Here is a 16,027-nt window from a genome sequence, read left to right on the forward strand (position 1 = left end):
ACTGGAGGCCGCGGGCCGGCAACTGGCGGAACTGCGTACCCAATTCTCGACGGAGCTGGAGCGGGCGCGCGAGGCCGTGACGCTCGCGCAGGAACGGGCGGAAGCCAGCGAGCGGCGCAGCCTGCGCGAACTGGACCAGGAGCGCACCGCGCGCCAGAAGAGCGAGCGCACGGCCGAAGACCTGCGCGCCGAACTGGCGGCGGCACGCAGCGAGGCGCGCGATGCGGCCGTGGCGCAGGCGGAGGGCCGCGCCCGGCTCGAAGCCCAGGCCGCGGCGCTGGCCGAGCGGCTCGCGGCCACCGAGCAGGCGCAGCGCAAGGCGGCGGGCGACCTGGACACCGTGCAGGCGGAACTCGCCGTGGCGCAGCGCCGGGCCGAGCGGGCCGAAGCGGAAGCGGCGCTCGCGCGCCAGTTGCTGGCCACCCTGCGCGTCGCGCCGCGCGAACGCGACGGCGGTGGCGGTGGCGGTGGTGGAAGGCGGCGCAAGGGCGGCAGTTCGGCGGCAACCGCGCCGGAAGAGCAGGGCGACGGTCAGGGGGAAGCTCAGCAGGATGAGCTGGGCGAAGAACAGGGCGACGAGCCGGGGGCGGCGCTACCCAACAATCAGGACGAAGGCAACGACAGCAGTGACGGCAGCGATGACAGCAAAGACTGAGCGGGCGGACGCGATCCGCTGGATCCAGGCGCAGAGGGACGACGACGGGCAATCCCCAACCTTGCATCACATAAACGCCGATGGGTAAGTTCGAACGACACGCAAGAGACAAGGTCTCACCGTCCATGGGATTTGGAAGCGTCTGCACGTGCAGTGACTTCAATGAAGGAGAACGAATTGGCCCCGAAGCAAGTGGTTGAACCCGTTGTCGCGAGCAATGCGACGGACGGACGTCAGATGGAGCTTCCAATCGCTGAGGCGATGCGCGACGCGGGTCCCGTCAGTGGTGAAGCCAGTGGTGCAGGCGTCGGTAGTGGCAGCAATGACACTCAGGCCCGACGCATGGACTTCTGGTCCACAAGCCGGGATAGCGGCCCGACGGCGACCGTGTCATATCGGCGCCGGCGGCGTTACGCAGCCCCGGAAAACGCTTCAACGGAAGACGTGGCACCGGAAGAATCGATGGAAGCCGCCGCCTCGGAAGCGTTGACTGAATCTGATGCGCCGGAAGCGCCCATTGAAGCCATGCTCTCGGAAGCGACCACTGAAGCCGTGGCCGAAGCTCCGGTTGAAGTCCTGGCCACGGACGAACCGGCGGAAGCTGCCGCCCAGGACGAACTGACCGAAACGGCCGCACCGGTAGCACCGCGTTACGCCCCAGCTGCGGAAGCTGCGCCTGAAGAGATGCAGGCCCCGAAGCGCGGTCGGAAGCCGAAAGCGCTCGCCGAAACTGCCGCTGCGGAAGCTGCGCCTGAAGAGATGCAGGCCCCGAAGCGCGGTCGGAAGCCGAAAGCGCTCGCCGAAACTGCCGCTGCGGCAGCTGCGCCGGAAGAGATGCAGGCCCCGCAGCGCGGTCGGAAGCCGAAAGCGCTCGCTGAAACTGCCGCTGCGGCAGCTGCGCCGGAAGAGACGCCGGCCCCGAAGCGCGGTCGGAAGCCGAAAGCGCTCACCGAAACTGCCGCTGCGGAAGCTGCGCCGGAAGAGACGCCGGCCCCGAAGCGCGGTCGGAAGCCGAAAGCGCTCACCGAAACTGCCGCTGCGGAAGCTGCGCCGGAAGAGACGCGGGCCTCGAAGCGCGGTCGGAAGCCGAAAATCCTAGCTGAAGTTGCCGCGCCGGAAGTCACGATCCAAGAGACCCCAACCCGGAAGCGCGGGCCGAAGCAGATAACACTGCCTGGAGTGGAGGCTGCCCCGGAAGCGCCGACTCAGAGGCCGCAAACCCGGAAGCCGCGACAGGAGCAAAAGGCGCCTACCGCAACTCAAAGCCCGTCCCAATCCTCACTGCTCGCTCAACTGGCATCTGTCAATGCGCAACTTGAGCAGTTGCGAGCCACGGAAGTGCCAAAGGTCGTGGAGGAGATTCGGCAGTGGATGCAGGAGTACGACCTCAGCATTGAGGACATTGCGGGCCAGCCCAGTGTTGAGCCCGCTGCCCGCGCTGTTCCGACCAAGACGAAGGCCGCGCCGCCTCCGAGGTACCGCAACCCCAAGACGGGCCAGACCTGGTCGGGGCGCGGTCGGGCACCCGCGTGGATTGGCAAGAAGCCCGAGCGTTTCCTAATCGATCTCTTGTACTGAACGACAGGGGCGGGCGCGGCCGGTCCTCCCCCCTTCTGACTAGCAAACTTGGCAGGCCGGAAGTTCGGCGGCCACTGCGTAGGAAGACCAAGGGGAAGAGCTGGGCAACGAGCCGGGGGCGGCGGCGCTGCCTGGCAATCAGGACGAAGGCAACGACAGCAGTGACGGCAGCGATGACAGCAAAAACTGAGCGGGCGGACGCGATCCGCTGGATCCAGGCGCAGATGGACGACTACGGGCTCACCTTGGAAGAGCTCGACGCGGCGGGGTGCTTCGCGCCGCCGCCGCCGCCTCCACCGCCCGCACCACCGGCGCCGGAGGTCTGCTACCGCAATGCGGAAGGGCTGACCTGGGACGGGCAGGGCGAGATGCCGTCGTGGCTCAAGCGGGCCGTCAATGCGGGGCAGAGCGTCGAGTTTTTCCGGGTTGGATAGACCCACCGATGCATTCGGCCCGCTGTCCAACGGCGATGTGACCAGGGCTAACCGACACAACCGACGACGACCCATTTATGAAAGTACGCGCTTTTACCCTGTTGTGGCTCGCCGCCATGGCGAGCGGCGGCATGCTGGCTCCCACGCCGGCACACGCCGGCGTGTTCGACGATGAGCAGGCGCGCAAAACGGTCATCAACCTGCGCGACCAGGTCAACAGCTTCCAGGCGACTGCGACCCAGCGCATTGAGCAGGACAGCCGCACCACACTCGACCTGCAGAACCAGCTCGAAGGCCTACGCCAGGAAGTCGCGCGACTACGCGGCCAGAACGAAGTGCTGCAGAACACGGTGGCGACGCTGCAGAAGCAGCAGAAGGACTATTACGCCGACCTGGATGCGCGCCTGAAGAAGCGCGAGCCGCAGCACGCGTCGGTCGAGGACCGCCAGGGCACGTCGCAGCCGGGCGAGAAGCCCGAATACGACGCCGCGCTCAAGCATTTCCAGACGGGCGATTTCAAGAGCGCCGGGAATTCGTTCTCGTCGTTTATCAAGAAATATCCGCAGAGCCCCTACCTGCCGCTGGCGCAGTACTGGCTCGGCAACTCGCTCTACGCGCAGCGCGACTACAAGGGGTCCACCTGGGTGCTGCAGAAAATGATCCATGCCAATCCGACGCACCCCAAGGTGCCGGACGCCATGATCGCGGTGGCCAATAATCAGCTCGAATCCGACCAGAAGGCGGCTGCGCGCAAAACGCTGGAACAAGTGGTGGCCAAGTATCCCGGTACCGAAGGCGCGCGTGCGGCGAACAACCGATTGAAGACGCTGAAGTGAGAGGGGCGGCTTCCAGCCGGCCGCACCACGCGCCGAAGGGCTGCTTTAGGGGGATCTACAGATTCTGACGAACCCTACATTTTCGAGACCGCGCCAAATCGGGGGCAAACGATTTCCGATCCTGGACCGGCGATCTCCGTCAATTCGAATTGCGCTGCGCGGCCTGAGCCCGCCGGTTTGGCGGCGCGTCCTCGTTCCCGAGCACTTGACGCTCGGACAATTGCACCATGTCATCCAAGTCGTCATGGGCTGGGCCGACGAACATCTGCACGAGTTCAGCATTCGTGGTAGGCGTTACGGCGAAGCTCTTGAGGGCATCTTGCAGTTCTGCACAGTGGCGAACGAACTGCCGCTGACCGCGTTTCATCTCCGCGAACACGAAGGCTTCGTCTATGTGTATGACTTCAACGCGTGGTGGCGACACGAGATACGGGTGGAGCGGCGTCTGCTGCGGCAACATACTGGTCGGCTGCCTTGTTGCGTGGCGGGTTTCGGGCCTTGCCCGCCAGAGGACATTGGCGGGATCGAGAGGTATCTGGAGGCCAGGGAGGAACACAGTGAGTACGAGTTCCTTGGCTGGCTCGAGTCTCTGCGCGAGGGTCCAATTGCACTGGAAGACTTGCGCGATGAGGTGGACGGGTGGCTGACTTGGCTGGATCGTCGCTTTGACCGTCAGACCGTCAATGATCGGTTGCGAGAGTTCGAGAGGTAGACTGGTCGCCGCAGTTTCCAATGGAGGAGGGCGGCCATGCGTATCATCTTGCAACTCGTCGTGCAGGACGATGGAGACGTGCCAGCCATCGTCACCGAAATAGCCCAGTTCGAGAGAGACGGCCTTGATGTGGGCTCGGTGGGGCTGCATCTGGAGGAGGCGAAATCATTGCTGGGTCTGCTGCAGCGCACGATGGTCACGGCACAGGTTGCGGAGGTAGTTGCCCGGACCAGCGTTTGTCCCACGTGCGGGGCGCAGCTGACAGTCCGTGGCTGTACCCGTGCCGGCAGTGCCAGGGTGACGTTGGCATCCTGCGTAATCCCACTGGCACGCTATGCGGCGGAGGGATACTTGCGACGCAATCCCCACAAAAAACGGGTTCTTCACCGATCTCCGGGGAAGGCTGCCCGGATTTTCAGGGTGAAGTAACAGTCATCGCGGAAGCCGTAGGCCATGCGTTTGATGACCTTGATGGTGGTGGGATGCCGCTGGCCAGGGCCCTGCCGTCCCACTCAAGCGTTTATTGAAAACAAGCTTCACGCAGGAAGTTTAAGGGCCGGCCAGCCGTCTTCCCGGCGTCATCCGAGGCACCATACAGCCCCACGTTTTTGGGAGCCAGGAGCGCTTAAGCCGGGGTGATCGAATGGAAGGGACTTCCCCGTCCCGAGGTTGCGGCGGAAGCCGCCGGTTGGCACCGACGTGCCATGATGGCGTGTCGAAGCTGCATCACAACCAACGAAGGGGAAGTCCATGGCTATCGTTACCGTTGGAATTGATCTTGCCAAGAACGTGTTTGCCATTCATGGCGTCGACGAGGCCGGCAAGGCAGTGCTGGTCAAGCCGAAGGTCTCACGCGATCAGTTGGTGCCACTGATTGCGCAGTTGCCGCCTTGCCTGATAGGCATGGAAGCTTGCTCTGGCGCCCATTACTGGGCGCGGTACCCATCCTTGGTGATCAGCGGCGGGCCGAACGATCGCTCGAGGACCACATTGCGCCCCTTGGGGCCGAGCGTGACCTTGACCGCGTTGGCCAGCAGGTTGACTCCCGCCACGATGCGGCGGCGCGCGGACTCCTGAAACTAAATCTCCTTGGCTGCCATGATGAGACTCCTCGCGAGACGCTAACCTTCTGTTCCTTCCTCTATTCGACGACGCACAGAATATCCTCGTCACGCATAACCAGTACCTCCTCGCCTTCAAGCTTGACGGTGGTGCCCGCAAACTTGCCAAATAGCACGCGCTCGCCAATCTTCACGCTCGGCGCGCTGACATGGCCATCGCCCAGGCGCTTGCCGGGGCCGACAGCCAGGACCTCGCCCTGGTCCGGCTTTTCGGCGGCGGTATCGGGGATGACAATACCGCTGGCCGTCTTGTGTTCTGCGTCCAAGCGTTTGACGATGACGCGATCGTGTAGTGGACGGATGTTCATAGCCTTGCTCCTCGTCCGATCACTGTGATCATGAGTTTGTCCGGCCGAACGGGTCGTGTCCGGGCCGCCGTTCAGGACATTCACGTTGTCAACGCCGGCGTCTGAATTCAAACCACAAGCATTATTGGCGAGGAACCGATCCTGGCGCTTCACTGAATGGCCGGCACGGTGCCGAGCTTCTCTGCTAGCATCCGCTCATATACGCCAACATGCACATCCACCTCTGCCTGACTGACGACGACAACGTCAATCGTGATCAGCTCGGGCGCCAAGCCGAACATCGTGGCCAGTGCCCCACTTCCAGGTGGGGGGCCGCCACTCTGTCCTTTTCGAACGTCGTGCCGATGCTGATCACGTAAGCATCGCCTTGCGCCGTGACGTCGACCAAACGGGCCCGCGCGCTGAGGTTGTTATCGATCGCGACTGCGACCAGCTCCGCTACGCGCCGCGTCCGCTCGGTAGGAAATCCGCGCGTGCACTTGAGCCGCACCGGATGCCTGCCTAGCGTCACCCATTCAGAATCGATCCAGGCCGCTGAAGCCGGCGAACGGTTCATGCAGGAATTCGCTCATCGCTCGCCAGGGCTCGCCAGAGAAGAACCGCGAAACAATGCCACTCTGGAGGCCGGTCCGTTGGTTCGGGGACTTCAGTTCCTCGCGCTTTCAGCCTCGGATCGATGTGGTCGATGATGGCTCGTCACTGAGGATCACGGCGGAGCTGCCCGGCATGGACCGCGAGGATCTGCAGACCAGCATCGAAGATGCCCCACTGGTGCTACGGGGTGAGAAGACGCAGGACGTGCAGAGGGAGGAAAACGGCTGCTACCGACTGGAACGGGCGTACGGCGCCTTCATGCGCAGTATTCCGCTGCCAGATGGTGTCGATCTCGATCACATCGATGCGAAATTCGACCGAGGGATATTGACGCTGCGTCTACCCAAGACCGGAGCGCGGCAATCTGCGGTGAGGAAGATCGAAGTGAACTGAGCGGAAGATGGCGAGCTGCGCCAAGAGCCTTTGGCGCCGGGACATTGGATGACGCTTCCCTGGCTGGCTTATCGGCGGTGGTTCTCCGCAGGAACTTGAACGGCTTCCACTTGCCCAGTTCCGTCTTCATCTTGCCCTCCTGTCGAGTTGCATTCGATCCGACGCATCTCCAGCCAATCTCCGCCGGGACCGCGGCGGCGCCCGTGGGGACACAACCGGTTCCCGGCGGAGACGGCAGCTCACGCCACGTTGACTGCGATGCGGCGTGGACCGCTTCGTCACGACGCGGGATTGTCAGTTTGAGCACGCCGTCCTGCAAGTTCGCCTCGATCTTCGAGGCGTCAAGGTCGGCACTCAGTGAAAAAGCGCGTGCGAACTATCTCCGAATTCCATGGGTCAGGTTCGTCGCCCGGTAGTTAGCGCCCGGCGGGGGCTAGCGATCGCTTAGCGTGCAAAATTTTCCGTTTTCTGAAGCGACCACAGTCTTCATAGCCATCCGAAGCGCTTCAATCGCTGGGCCGACGACCAGAAGAGGGTGCGAAGCAGCAGGCAATCGCATGTTGCCTGGTGCACATCGTGCAGGCGCCGGGCAGCAAGGTGCGGGCAAATGTCGACGGCGGCGGCGAACGCGACCAATCGCGTCCGGGGCCGGGCATCGAGCAGATAGTAGTCCAGTGCTTCCTCGATGAGCGCCTGCTGAGTCCTGCCCTGTCGTCTCGACAGGGTCAACGCTTCACAGCGCAATTCCCTGGCGAAGGCCGCGACTTCGCGGCGCAGCAGGGAAAGCTCGGCAAGGACTCGCATCGGGGGGCGGACGGAACGATCGCGTGGCACGGGGGCTGGCCGCTATTTGACCGGCCGACGCAGCGGGAAACGGGCGCTCAGGTGCTCCACGGCCAGTTCCTTCATCAGCCGGTACATCGCTTCCTTCTGCTTCCCAAGGCGTCGTGTCGGGCCCGATACGCCCAGTGCCGTCGCAGGCTGCCCTCGTCGCGACGGAAGCACAATGGCGATTGCGCACGCGTCCTCGGTCACCGCGTCGCTGTACGCATAGCCTTGCGTCCGCACAGAATCGAGAGTTCGCGACAGGGCGGGGTAGGAAACAGGACCGCTCGGGTCGATGCGCTGTTCGTTGATCCGCTCGACAAGCCGCCTGACGCGCTCGGGCGATTGCTGCGCCAACAGGGCAAGACCGACCGCACTGCGACAGATTGGGCGCAGCATGCCCGGACGAAGATAGAAGCGAAGCAGGTCATGCGACTGGACCGTGTGGACGTATTGGGCATGCATGCCATTCTGTAGTGCGAGCATTACCGTTTCGCCGCTCTCGCGTTGAAGCTGGTTCATGAGCCCGACGATCACCCCATCCTGGAATACGCGACCGTGCAGCCAGCCACCCAGGAGCGCAACGCGATTGGTCGGCGTGTAGTGCTTCTCCTCGTCGTCGAACGCCATGTAGTCCATCGCCCTGAGGCTTTGGAGCAGCCCCATCGTGCTGGATCTGGGATAGCCGAGGGTGTCGGCTATCTCGGAAAGCGTCAGTGGACGCTGGAGCCGGTCGAACAGCTCCAGGATCTCGATGATGCGAACTGCCGACTTGACCATTGCTGCGCTCGAGGCGTGAGGGCGGGGGAGGCTCAGCATATCGCAATGGCGGGGGCGCGGTGAAGAGCGGCGATGAAGCGCGGTGTCTCACTCGACCGGCGACATGCCGCTACTCGCGACCACCGATTTCCACATCGGTATTTCGCGGGACACTCTCGCCTTCACATCTGCAGGTCTGCCCTGGATCGGATATTCCCCGTTCTTCGCCAGATCGGCCGCGAAGCCGGGATCCTTCGTTACCTTTGCCAGTGCTTCGGCAATTCGGTTGGCGATGGGTTGAGGCAGGCCGGGCGGTGCGATGAGTGAACTCCAGACGTCCACGTGGTAGTCCTCCATTCCTGCAACTTCTTCGCTGACGGTCTGGACGTTCGGCATGGTACTGACCCGTGTCTTCGTCGTGACCGCCAGCGCCGAAAGCTTGCCGGCCTTCATCAGCGGCGACGCCACGGACGGCGCCACGAGACCGAAGTCCACCCTGCCGGCGACGAGGTCCGAGATGGCATCGGCGCCTCCCTTGTACCGGATTTCAGTAAGCTCGGTCTTGCTGCGCGCCTTCAGCATGGCGCCCGCCACTGCCGTCACGTTGCCGACGACCATGTAGGAGACGGAATTGGGCTTGCTGCGCGCCCGCCTGATGTAGTCTTGCAGCGTTTGCTTCTGGTCCGCGCGCGTCACGACGACGTAAGGGTAGCCGCTGATGAAGCCAAGATGCGAAAAACCATCGACCGGATTGAACGGCAGCCTGGTATACAGGGCAGGCGCCACGGAGAGCAGTCCGTTTGTGGCGAGCATCAACGTGTAGCCGTCGGGCGGGCTGGCCAGCAGCGCCCGTGCCGCGATAAGATTGTTGCCACCCGGTCGGTTCTCGACAATCACCGGTTGCTTGAGTTCCATGCGCAGGCGCTCCGCGAGCAGGCGGGCGATATTATCGGTCGAGCCGCCGGCGCTGTAGGGAACAATGAGCTTGACCGGCTTGCTCGGATACGCGTCGGGACTCGCGTGTGCGACCGCCGACAGGGATAGCGCCACGGCAATGATGGCAAAGGACTTTCTCAACATCGTTGTCTCCTGATTGTTCTGATGTCAGGCGGGTCGGGACTATCGTCCGACAAAGACCGGTGCGCGTTTCTCCCTGAATGCAGCGAGCGCTTCCTTGTGGTCTTCCGTCGAGAAGATCGCGCCCATATGCGAGGACACCTGATCCAGGTGCGCCCGCAGGCTGAGGTCGACGCCCTGATACGCGGCGCGCTTCATCATCCGGATCGCCAGCGGCGGGCCATTCGCGATCTTTCCGGCCATCTCCATTGTGCGAGGCATCAACTCGGCTTCCGGCACCACGTGATTGACGAGGCCGATCCGCTCGGCTTCCTCGGCCTCGACGAAGCGCCCGGTCCACAGCAGTTCCAGCGCCCTTGGCATCCCGACCAGCCGGGGCAGGTACCAGGCGCCGCCATCCCCAGCCATAATTCCGATCCGGATGTAGGTCTCGGCGAATCGGGCCGTGCTCGAGGCAATGCGGATGTCGCCCATCAGCGCCATGTCCATGCCCGCGCCGGTCGCTACGCCATTGACGGCCACGATGACCGGCTTGTCCAGCGTCTCCATGATCAGCGGAATGCGATGAACGCGTTCGCTGAGCGATACCTTGCGCATGTAGGCGTTCTCGGCCTCCCGCCGTTCGCCGATGCTGCCGACGTCGCCGCCGGAGCAGAACGCGCGGCCGGCGCCCGTGAGGACGATCACCCGCACGTCGTCCCGGCGCTGCGCTTCCAGCAACGCATCGCCCCACGCCAGCAGCATGTCGGTCGTGAAAGCGTTGAGCTTTTCCGGGCTATTCAGCGTAATGGTGGCAATGCGCTCCGATACATCGAAAAGAAGTTCGCTCACTGGGGTCTCCTGATGGCGAGGGCGTCCACGATTGTCAGGCCCTTGCCTTGCTCGTGGACGAAGATCGGATTGACATCGAGCTCTTGCAGGCAGTCTTCTGCCGAGAGAGCGAGTTTCGACAGATCGACGAGCAGGTCTGCCATCGCCTCGACATCGGCAGGCGAGTCGCCGCGCACGCCGGCAAGAAGGGGCCAGCCCTTCAACGAGCGGAGCATGTCGCGCGCGGTCTGCTTGTCGACCGGAGCCGGCGCCAGCACGGTGTCCTTCAGGACCTCGACATAGATCCCGCCCAGGCCGACCATTACGAACGGGCCGAATTCGTCGTCGTTGACGATGCCGGCGATCATCTCAACGCCGCGGGCGGCCATCGGCTGAACCAGGACACCCCGGATTTGCGCTTCGGGCGCGTGCTCGCGCGCGTTTTGCAGCAGGCGCCCGAAGCTCGCGCGAAGCGCGTCGTCATCCCGCACGTTGAGCGCGATCGCGCCGGCTTCGGACTTGTGCGGCAGGTCCGGTGACTGCAGCTTGAGCGCCACCGGATACCCCAGGCGGTGTGCGGCGGCGAGTGCCAATTCTACGTCGGTCGCCAGATGTTCCTCGGGGCATGCGATGCCGCTGCTCTGCAGTAGCGCCTTGGACTCATACTCGCAAAGAACGGCGGAGCCTGCCGTGAGCAGCTTTCGACCGGCTCCTGAAAGCGCGAGGGTGGCGGGGCTTGCATCGCTGGAGGCGATCCGCTCAAGATGCTGGCCGTAGGTGCGCAAGCCCGCGAGTGCCCTCACGCAGCCGAGCATGCTGGTGAAGCAGTGGATGCCTAGGTCTCGGAGCAGGGCCCGCGAGCCCTCCGAGGGAACCGTGTAGCTGTAGAACAGGACCGGCTTTCCCAGTCTCTTCACGATCGCGGCCAGTTCCGGGCCCTCCGCCCGCAACCGTGCCTCATGGGCAAAGGAGGAAACGACGATGAATGCATCGAGGTAGTCCGCATCGGCCAGCACTTCGAGCGACTGCGCGTAGGCGTTCACGCCCTGCGCGGTGATGTCGACCGGATTGGCGGTCGATCCATATGCGGGAATGAATTCGGCGATCCGTCGCTGTCGCTCGCCATCGATCTCGGGCAGGTCGAAGCCCATCGCTTCGCAGGTATCTGTCAGCCATACGGCGGTTCCGCCCGATGTCGAGATGATGGCCATGCGATTCCCAGTGATTGGGGCGTAGTTGGCGAGCCCGGCAGCGATGTCCAGCAACTGGTCCTGATCGTGCGCCTGGATCACGCCGGCATGGGCGAGGGCGGTATCGCAGACCGCCGCGGGTCCCGCGATCGCTCCGGTGTGGGAAGCCGCAGCGCGTTGTCCGGCCTTCGAACGTCCAACCTTCGCCATAACGATCGGCTTGCCGGAGGCGGCGGCGCGGTTGGCAAGGCTGATGAACCGCCGCGGGCTCTTGAACGACTCGGCATACATCAGGATGATGTCCGTCTGCGGATCGTCGAGCATGGCTTCCAGATAGTCGGTGGCCTCGAGGTCGACCTGGTTGCCGACGCTGCAGATGTGGCTGAACAGCAGGTCTTCGCGGCGGCCTCGATTGTAGAGGGCAAAGCCGAGGCCGCCGCTTTGCGACACCACCCCGATGCGCTTGCCTTGCCGGTCCTTGCCGCTGTCGATGCCGATTGCCGGGCTGAACGTCGCGGCGACGCAGTCGATGGCGTTGAAGAAGCCCTCGGCATTCGGCCCGGAGATCCGGATGCCGGTCTCGCGACGAATCGCATCGAGTTCGGCCTGAAGGCGCTTGCCGGCTTCCCCTTCCTCGGCAAAGCCGGAACTGAAGATGACGACGTAAGGGATGCCCGCCTTGGCGCATTGGCGAACCGCATCGGGGACACGTCCTGCGGGAATGGCGATCAAGGCGAGGTCAACGGGCTGGCCTATCGCTTCCACTGATGGGTAGGCCTTGAGCCCGGAGATTTCGCTGTGTGACGGGTTGACCGGGTACAGCCGACCCGCGTACTTGTGCGCCAGTAGCGTCGAAAAGACCTTGCCGCCGATGCGGGCGGCTCCCGCCGTCGCGCCGACCACTGCGATGCTGGAGGGAGAGAAGAGGTTTCGTAGCATGGGATCAGTTCCCCGCAGTCTGGGATACCGCATCGGATGACGCGGTAATGAATTGCCACAATGCATTGTGGTCGACGCTATTCAGTCGCCGGGCGACTGCCGTCGCCCACTGCGCTTCGGACCCGAATTCGTCCCGCCAGGAGAGCAGCCGGCGCGTGCTCAGATGCAAGGCGTGCTCGTGCGTGAAGCCCATCGCACCATGGACCTGGTGGGCAATCGCATATCCGGTCGTGGCGGCCTCGCTGGCGGTCAGCTTGGCCGCCGCGATTTCGAATTCCGCATCGCCATGCTGCGCAGCCAGCAGCGCGGCATCCGCGGCCACCGATGCGGCTGCGACATGCCCGGCGAGTTCGGCGATCTGATGCTGAATCGCCTGGAACTTCGCGATGGGTCGCCCAAATTGCACGCGCTCCGTGCTGTACTGCACACACATCTCCAGCACGCGTTCCAGCGCGCCGGCGATTTGAAAACTGCGCATGAGCGCCGCTTCGAGATACGGAGAGAGCAGGCCGCTACGCGGCGTACCGACGTCACCGGCTTCCAGAGTGCAGGCCTGAATCGCAAAGTCATCGCGCGCTTCGCCTGCCAGATTGCTGCCTTGGCGCACTGGCTTGATATTGGCAAGTCGGACGGTCCGCTCATGGCCGGCCTCATCCGCAGCCGTCGCGACAATCTCGGCGGAGTGCCTGCCCCATGGCACGCGCTTCAGCGCACCGCTCACGATGAACTTGCTGCCTTCCTGGCGAAGAGTCAGGCTATTCTGCGGAAGGTTGACGGCAATGGTCGCCGGCGCGCCCGTCGTCTCCAGTCCCGCCGAGCGCAGCATTCTCTGCGCGATCAAGTTCTCGACGATCGGAAGCGGGACGGCGAACGCACCAGCCGTCCTGGCGAGCGCTGCCATAACAACGAATTCCGTCGCGGCGTCATCGCAGATCTCGTCGAGCGAGGTGAGGCCAACGGCGTCGATCGACGACCAGGCGTCGGACAGCCAGGCGCCGGCTTCTGCGGCATCGTGCGCTCCGCGGGTGCAGACATCGGCAAACAGGCGCGCCGCACTGTGCCTGAGCATTTCGGAAATATCATTCATCGCAACCCCAGGCTTTTGGCAATGATTCCGCGCAGAATTTCCTTGGTGCCGCCCCGGATCGTGTAGGAGGGGGCGTGCAGCAGGGAATATTCCAGCGAGTCGTTGAATAGGGAGGGCAGGGCGCCTTCGGCGCGGCCGGCTTCGGTAGTCAGCAATCGCAGCACTTCGGGGATTTCGCGCTCGAACTGCGTGCCGCGATCCTTCACGAGCGCCGCCTCGACGCTCGGCGTGATGCCTTGCTCCATCATCCGCGCCACGGACATCGACATGTGGTGCAGCGTCCAGAGCTTGCTGACCAGCCTGCCAACCGGCGCGGCCACGTCAGAATCAGCATCGGCTTCATCGAGATAGGCGCGCAGAAGGTGAAAGCTGCTCATCCAACGGTCGGGACCGCTACGCTCGTAGGTCAGTTCGCTGTTGACCTGCTGCCAGCCGTTGCCGATGGTGCCGATCACCATGGCGTCGGGCACGAACACATCCGCGAAGACGACTTCGTTGAAGTCGTGCTCGCCGGCGAGGTTCAGGATGGGCCGGATCGTGATGCCAGGCGTTTTCAGGTCGACCAGGAACTGGCTGACGCCTTCGCGGCGGCTTTCGCCACGCGGGCCGGTGCGTGCGAAGAGGATCATCATGTGCACGCGGTGCGCGTTGCTGGTCCAGATCTTGGCCCCATTGACGAGCCATCCGCCGTCGATCTTTTCCGCCTTGGTCCGGATCGAAGCCAGGTCGGAGCCCGAATCGGCCTCGCTCATGCCGATGCAGAAGTAAAGCCGTCCGGCCGCCATCTCCGGCAGGAAGGTGTGACGCTGGTGCTCGGTGCCGAACCGGAGCAGAAGAGGACCGCTCTGCCGGTCGGCCACCCAGTGGGCACGCACCGGCGCGCCTGCGGCCAGCAATTCTTCCGTGACGACGTGACGTTCGAGAGCGGTACGCTCATGTCCGCCATAGCGCTTAGGCCAGGTCATCCCGATCCACCCGCGGCGCCCGAGTTCCTGGCTGAACGCAGGGTCGGGGACTGCCCACCCGTGCGAACTGTCGCGGAGCAATCCTTCCTGGCGGGCTTGTTGAAGAAATGCGCGAACTTCATCGCGGAGAGTTGCTATGCGCGGATCCGGAGGGCTGACCGCGAATTTGATGGGTTGGGCTGACAAGTTGTGCTCCCTGAACTGTGTGGCGCGTGAACGCAATTGGCCTGAACACATGGTGGTACAGCAGGGCCGATGGCGAAAGATGAAATTCACATATGTGAATCGATGGAAAGGGGGCGCGCGAGGGAGCTTGAGAAACGCCTATGTGATGACTTCTGTCCCTGTCGGAAGCTGAGGAGCGCAAAGCATAAAGGGACGTTCGATTACCCCTTGGTAGCACTTGGTGTTTTCAGCCGCGGCGGATAGTAGAAGAGGAAATTGCGTCCCTACTGGGTGCACTCAATGGGGAACCAGTGCCGGTCGAAGGGTCGGGCGAATCGCTTTACACGCTGGCCGCCCGCAATGACGACGAGAGCCACGAATTGGGTTTTGCTGTAACCAATGGTCCGGCAGGCTTATCACCCAGTCCAAAGCGATGGCGTGACCTGTTCTGTGCGCCGCTCGCGGCATAGCGCTGGCTTTGACACTCCACATATGATTAGAACTCATATCTGCGTGCAGTTTTGGAAGTGTTTCGGTCGCGCTGGGGTGAGCAAAATACAGTGCATAACATCATTTCCGCTCTGGAGACACCTCTATGCAAGCTCGAAAATTTGTGCGACTTTCCCTGTTCGCGCTAGCTGGTTTTGCAGCTTGTGCTGCTGCTGATCCCTATCCGTCGCGGCCTGTAACCGTGATTGTTCCCTTCGCAGCGGGAGGCAATCTTGATGTCACAGCGCGCATCGTTCTTTCAGAAATGTCGAAGGCGCTAGGCCAATCGTTTGTCGTCGATAACCGGGTGGGAGCCGGCGGACTGATAGGCCACGAGGCAGCGGCCCGTGCAAAGCCCGACGGCTATACGATCGTTGCTACCGCGAACGGGAGTTTCGCCTACACGCCCAGGATGATCGGAAAGCCTTCGTTCACGCCGAAAGATTTTGCCTCGATCGGCATGATGGCCGTCACCCCACTGGTCCTGGAGGTGCCGGTGAACAGCCGGTTCAAGTCATTCCAAGAGCTTGCGGCGTTCGCAAAGGCCAATCCCGGTAAGGTTTCCATTGGTCACGCGGGTGTCGGCACAACGAATCACGTAGCCATCATCCAGCTTCAGGCCGCGCTCGGCACAACGTTTACGATTGTTCCCTACAAGGGGTCCGCTCCGGCCATCACCGATCTTCTGGGATCTCAGCTCGACGCAGTCATTGATCAATTGCCATCCTCTCTGCCAAACCTAAGGGCTGGCAAGCTGCGCGCTCTGGCCGTCACGAGCAAAATGCGTGCCCCCGATTTGCCTCAGGTTTCTACGCTGCAAGAGCACGGTCTAAAGAATTTTGAGGTGGTAACGGTCTCCGGCCTGATGGCGCCGGCGAAGACGCCACCGGAGATTCTCCAGCCGCTCCATGACGCCCTGAATCGCGCACTAGCTGACCCTGCGGTTAAGCAACGATTGCAGGACCTGGGGTCGATCGCGTCGCCGGCGACAGCCAAAGAATTCGACACGTTGATGCGTGATGAGGACGCCCGCGCGGACATGCTTGCCAAGCAAGGCCTGCTAAAAGCTGAATGAGAGAAGGCCGGTATC

15 protein-coding genes and 4 pseudogenes are annotated in these 16,027 nt (G+C 63.2%); 9 read left to right on the forward strand and 10 right to left on the reverse strand.

Annotated features, from left to right (window positions below; all coding sequences use genetic code 11):
- The 7 genes and pseudogenes from E1J61_RS30955 to E1J61_RS30980 form a co-directional block, all read left to right on the forward strand.
- Positions 1 to 655: pseudogene (locus tag E1J61_RS30955) on the forward strand (hypothetical protein); the annotation flags it as partial.
- A gap of 162 nt (positions 656 to 817) precedes the next feature.
- The gene (locus E1J61_RS30960) at positions 818 to 2,233 is read left to right on the forward strand and encodes an H-NS family nucleoid-associated regulatory protein (protein ID WP_133097695.1); all 1,416 of its coding nucleotides are present in this window, start codon (positions 818 to 820) and stop codon (positions 2,231 to 2,233) included.
- Positions 2,234 to 2,406: 173 nt separating this feature from the next.
- Entirely contained in the window at positions 2,407 to 2,667 is a 261-nt protein-coding gene (locus E1J61_RS30965) for an H-NS family nucleoid-associated regulatory protein (protein ID WP_133097696.1), read from the forward strand.
- Between the two features lie 77 nt (positions 2,668 to 2,744).
- Positions 2,745 to 3,503: a tol-pal system protein YbgF gene (gene ybgF, locus E1J61_RS30970; protein ID WP_133097697.1), complete on the forward strand. Its 759-nt coding sequence runs from the start codon at positions 2,745 to 2,747 to the stop codon at positions 3,501 to 3,503.
- Positions 3,504 to 3,666: 163 nt separating this feature from the next.
- A complete protein-coding gene (locus E1J61_RS30975; protein ID WP_243737058.1) occupies positions 3,667 to 4,215 on the forward strand; it encodes a plasmid pRiA4b ORF-3 family protein in 549 nt (182 codons plus the stop codon).
- A gap of 36 nt (positions 4,216 to 4,251) precedes the next feature.
- A complete protein-coding gene (locus E1J61_RS38975; RefSeq protein WP_165971582.1) occupies positions 4,252 to 4,644 on the forward strand; it encodes a hypothetical protein in 393 nt (130 codons plus the stop codon).
- A 321-nt stretch (positions 4,645 to 4,965) separates the two neighbouring features.
- Positions 4,966 to 5,154 (forward strand): annotated as a pseudogene (locus E1J61_RS30980) (IS110 family transposase); the annotation flags it as partial.
- Between the two features lie 202 nt (positions 5,155 to 5,356).
- On the opposite strand, the gene E1J61_RS30990 reads toward E1J61_RS30980, so the two are convergent.
- Together E1J61_RS30990 and E1J61_RS30995 are read right to left on the reverse strand one after the other, a co-directional pair.
- Positions 5,357 to 5,644, reverse strand: coding sequence for a co-chaperone GroES (locus tag E1J61_RS30990; RefSeq protein WP_133097698.1), 288 nt, complete (start codon positions 5,642 to 5,644; stop codon positions 5,357 to 5,359).
- Positions 5,645 to 5,793: 149 nt separating this feature from the next.
- Positions 5,794 to 6,200, reverse strand: a pseudogene (locus E1J61_RS30995) (hypothetical protein).
- Here E1J61_RS30995 and E1J61_RS31005 point away from each other — a divergent pair.
- Positions 6,158 to 6,631 (forward strand): Hsp20/alpha crystallin family protein, encoded by a 474-nt coding sequence (locus tag E1J61_RS31005; protein WP_371704898.1) that lies wholly within the window; start codon positions 6,158 to 6,160, stop codon positions 6,629 to 6,631. The pseudogene E1J61_RS30995 and the gene E1J61_RS31005 overlap by 43 nt on opposite strands.
- Positions 6,632 to 6,870: 239 nt before the next feature.
- Here the strand turns inward: E1J61_RS31005 and E1J61_RS31010 are convergent.
- The 8 genes and pseudogenes from E1J61_RS31010 to E1J61_RS31045 all read right to left on the reverse strand — a co-directional run.
- A pseudogene (locus E1J61_RS31010) lies at positions 6,871 to 7,007 on the reverse strand (Hsp20/alpha crystallin family protein); the annotation flags it as partial.
- Positions 7,008 to 7,117: 110 nt separating this feature from the next.
- A complete protein-coding gene (locus E1J61_RS31015) occupies positions 7,118 to 7,435 on the reverse strand; it encodes a hypothetical protein (protein WP_133097700.1) in 318 nt (105 codons plus the stop codon).
- Positions 7,436 to 7,477: 42 nt separating this feature from the next.
- Positions 7,478 to 8,236, reverse strand: coding sequence for an IclR family transcriptional regulator (locus E1J61_RS31020; protein ID WP_165971583.1), 759 nt, complete (start codon positions 8,234 to 8,236; stop codon positions 7,478 to 7,480).
- A gap of 87 nt (positions 8,237 to 8,323) precedes the next feature.
- Positions 8,324 to 9,295 (reverse strand): tripartite tricarboxylate transporter substrate binding protein, encoded by a 972-nt coding sequence (locus E1J61_RS31025; protein ID WP_133097702.1) that lies wholly within the window; start codon positions 9,293 to 9,295, stop codon positions 8,324 to 8,326.
- 39 nt (positions 9,296 to 9,334) lie between these two features.
- On the reverse strand, positions 9,335 to 10,123 hold the full coding sequence (locus E1J61_RS31030; protein ID WP_133097703.1) for an enoyl-CoA hydratase/isomerase family protein: 789 nt from the start codon (positions 10,121 to 10,123) through the stop codon (positions 9,335 to 9,337).
- Positions 10,120 to 12,231, reverse strand: a complete 2,112-nt coding sequence (locus E1J61_RS31035) for an acetate--CoA ligase family protein (RefSeq protein ID WP_165971584.1) — start codon at positions 12,229 to 12,231, stop codon at positions 10,120 to 10,122. Before E1J61_RS31035 ends, E1J61_RS31030 begins: the two co-directional genes overlap by 4 nt.
- Positions 12,232 to 12,235: 4 nt before the next feature.
- The gene (locus E1J61_RS31040; RefSeq protein WP_133097705.1) at positions 12,236 to 13,318 is read right to left on the reverse strand and encodes an acyl-CoA dehydrogenase family protein; all 1,083 of its coding nucleotides are present in this window, start codon (positions 13,316 to 13,318) and stop codon (positions 12,236 to 12,238) included.
- Positions 13,315 to 14,520, reverse strand: coding sequence for an acyl-CoA dehydrogenase family protein (locus E1J61_RS31045; RefSeq protein WP_165971587.1), 1,206 nt, complete (start codon positions 14,518 to 14,520; stop codon positions 13,315 to 13,317). Before E1J61_RS31045 ends, E1J61_RS31040 begins: the two co-directional genes overlap by 4 nt.
- Before the next feature lie 523 nt (positions 14,521 to 15,043).
- Between E1J61_RS31045 and E1J61_RS31050 the strand changes: the two genes are divergently transcribed.
- Positions 15,044 to 16,012 carry a tripartite tricarboxylate transporter substrate binding protein gene (locus E1J61_RS31050; RefSeq protein WP_133097707.1) on the forward strand — a complete coding sequence of 323 codons (969 nt, stop codon included), beginning with the start codon at positions 15,044 to 15,046 and terminating at the stop codon, positions 16,010 to 16,012.
- The last annotated feature ends 15 nt before the right edge of the window (positions 16,013 to 16,027 follow it).

The sequence above is a fragment of the Cupriavidus sp. L7L genome (genome assembly GCF_004353535.1).
Classification (GTDB): domain Bacteria; phylum Pseudomonadota; class Gammaproteobacteria; order Burkholderiales; family Burkholderiaceae; genus Cupriavidus; species Cupriavidus oxalaticus_A.

Excerpts from the sequence above, each read along its gene's own strand:
- E1J61_RS31015 (WP_133097700.1), bottom strand. The coding sequence starts at position 7,435 with ATGCGAGTCCTTGCCGAGCTTTCCCTGCTGCGCCGCGAAGTCGCGGCC.
- E1J61_RS31020 (WP_165971583.1), bottom strand. The coding sequence starts at position 8,236 with ATGGTCAAGTCGGCAGTTCGCATCATCGAGATCCTGGAGCTGTTCGAC.
- ybgF (WP_133097697.1), top strand. The coding sequence starts at position 2,745 with ATGAAAGTACGCGCTTTTACCCTGTTGTGGCTCGCCGCCATGGCGAGC.
- E1J61_RS31035 (WP_165971584.1), bottom strand. The coding sequence starts at position 12,231 with ATGCTACGAAACCTCTTCTCTCCCTCCAGCATCGCAGTGGTCGGCGCG.
- E1J61_RS30960 (WP_133097695.1), top strand. The coding sequence starts at position 818 with ATGAAGGAGAACGAATTGGCCCCGAAGCAAGTGGTTGAACCCGTTGTC.
- E1J61_RS30965 (WP_133097696.1), top strand. The coding sequence starts at position 2,407 with ATGACAGCAAAAACTGAGCGGGCGGACGCGATCCGCTGGATCCAGGCG.
- E1J61_RS31025 (WP_133097702.1), bottom strand. The coding sequence starts at position 9,295 with ATGTTGAGAAAGTCCTTTGCCATCATTGCCGTGGCGCTATCCCTGTCG.
- E1J61_RS31040 (WP_133097705.1), bottom strand. The coding sequence starts at position 13,318 with ATGAATGATATTTCCGAAATGCTCAGGCACAGTGCGGCGCGCCTGTTT.
- E1J61_RS31050 (WP_133097707.1), top strand. The coding sequence starts at position 15,044 with ATGCAAGCTCGAAAATTTGTGCGACTTTCCCTGTTCGCGCTAGCTGGT.
- E1J61_RS30990 (WP_133097698.1), bottom strand. The coding sequence starts at position 5,644 with ATGAACATCCGTCCACTACACGATCGCGTCATCGTCAAACGCTTGGAC.
- E1J61_RS31045 (WP_165971587.1), bottom strand. The coding sequence starts at position 14,520 with ATGTGTTCAGGCCAATTGCGTTCACGCGCCACACAGTTCAGGGAGCAC.
- E1J61_RS38975 (WP_165971582.1), top strand. The coding sequence starts at position 4,252 with ATGCGTATCATCTTGCAACTCGTCGTGCAGGACGATGGAGACGTGCCA.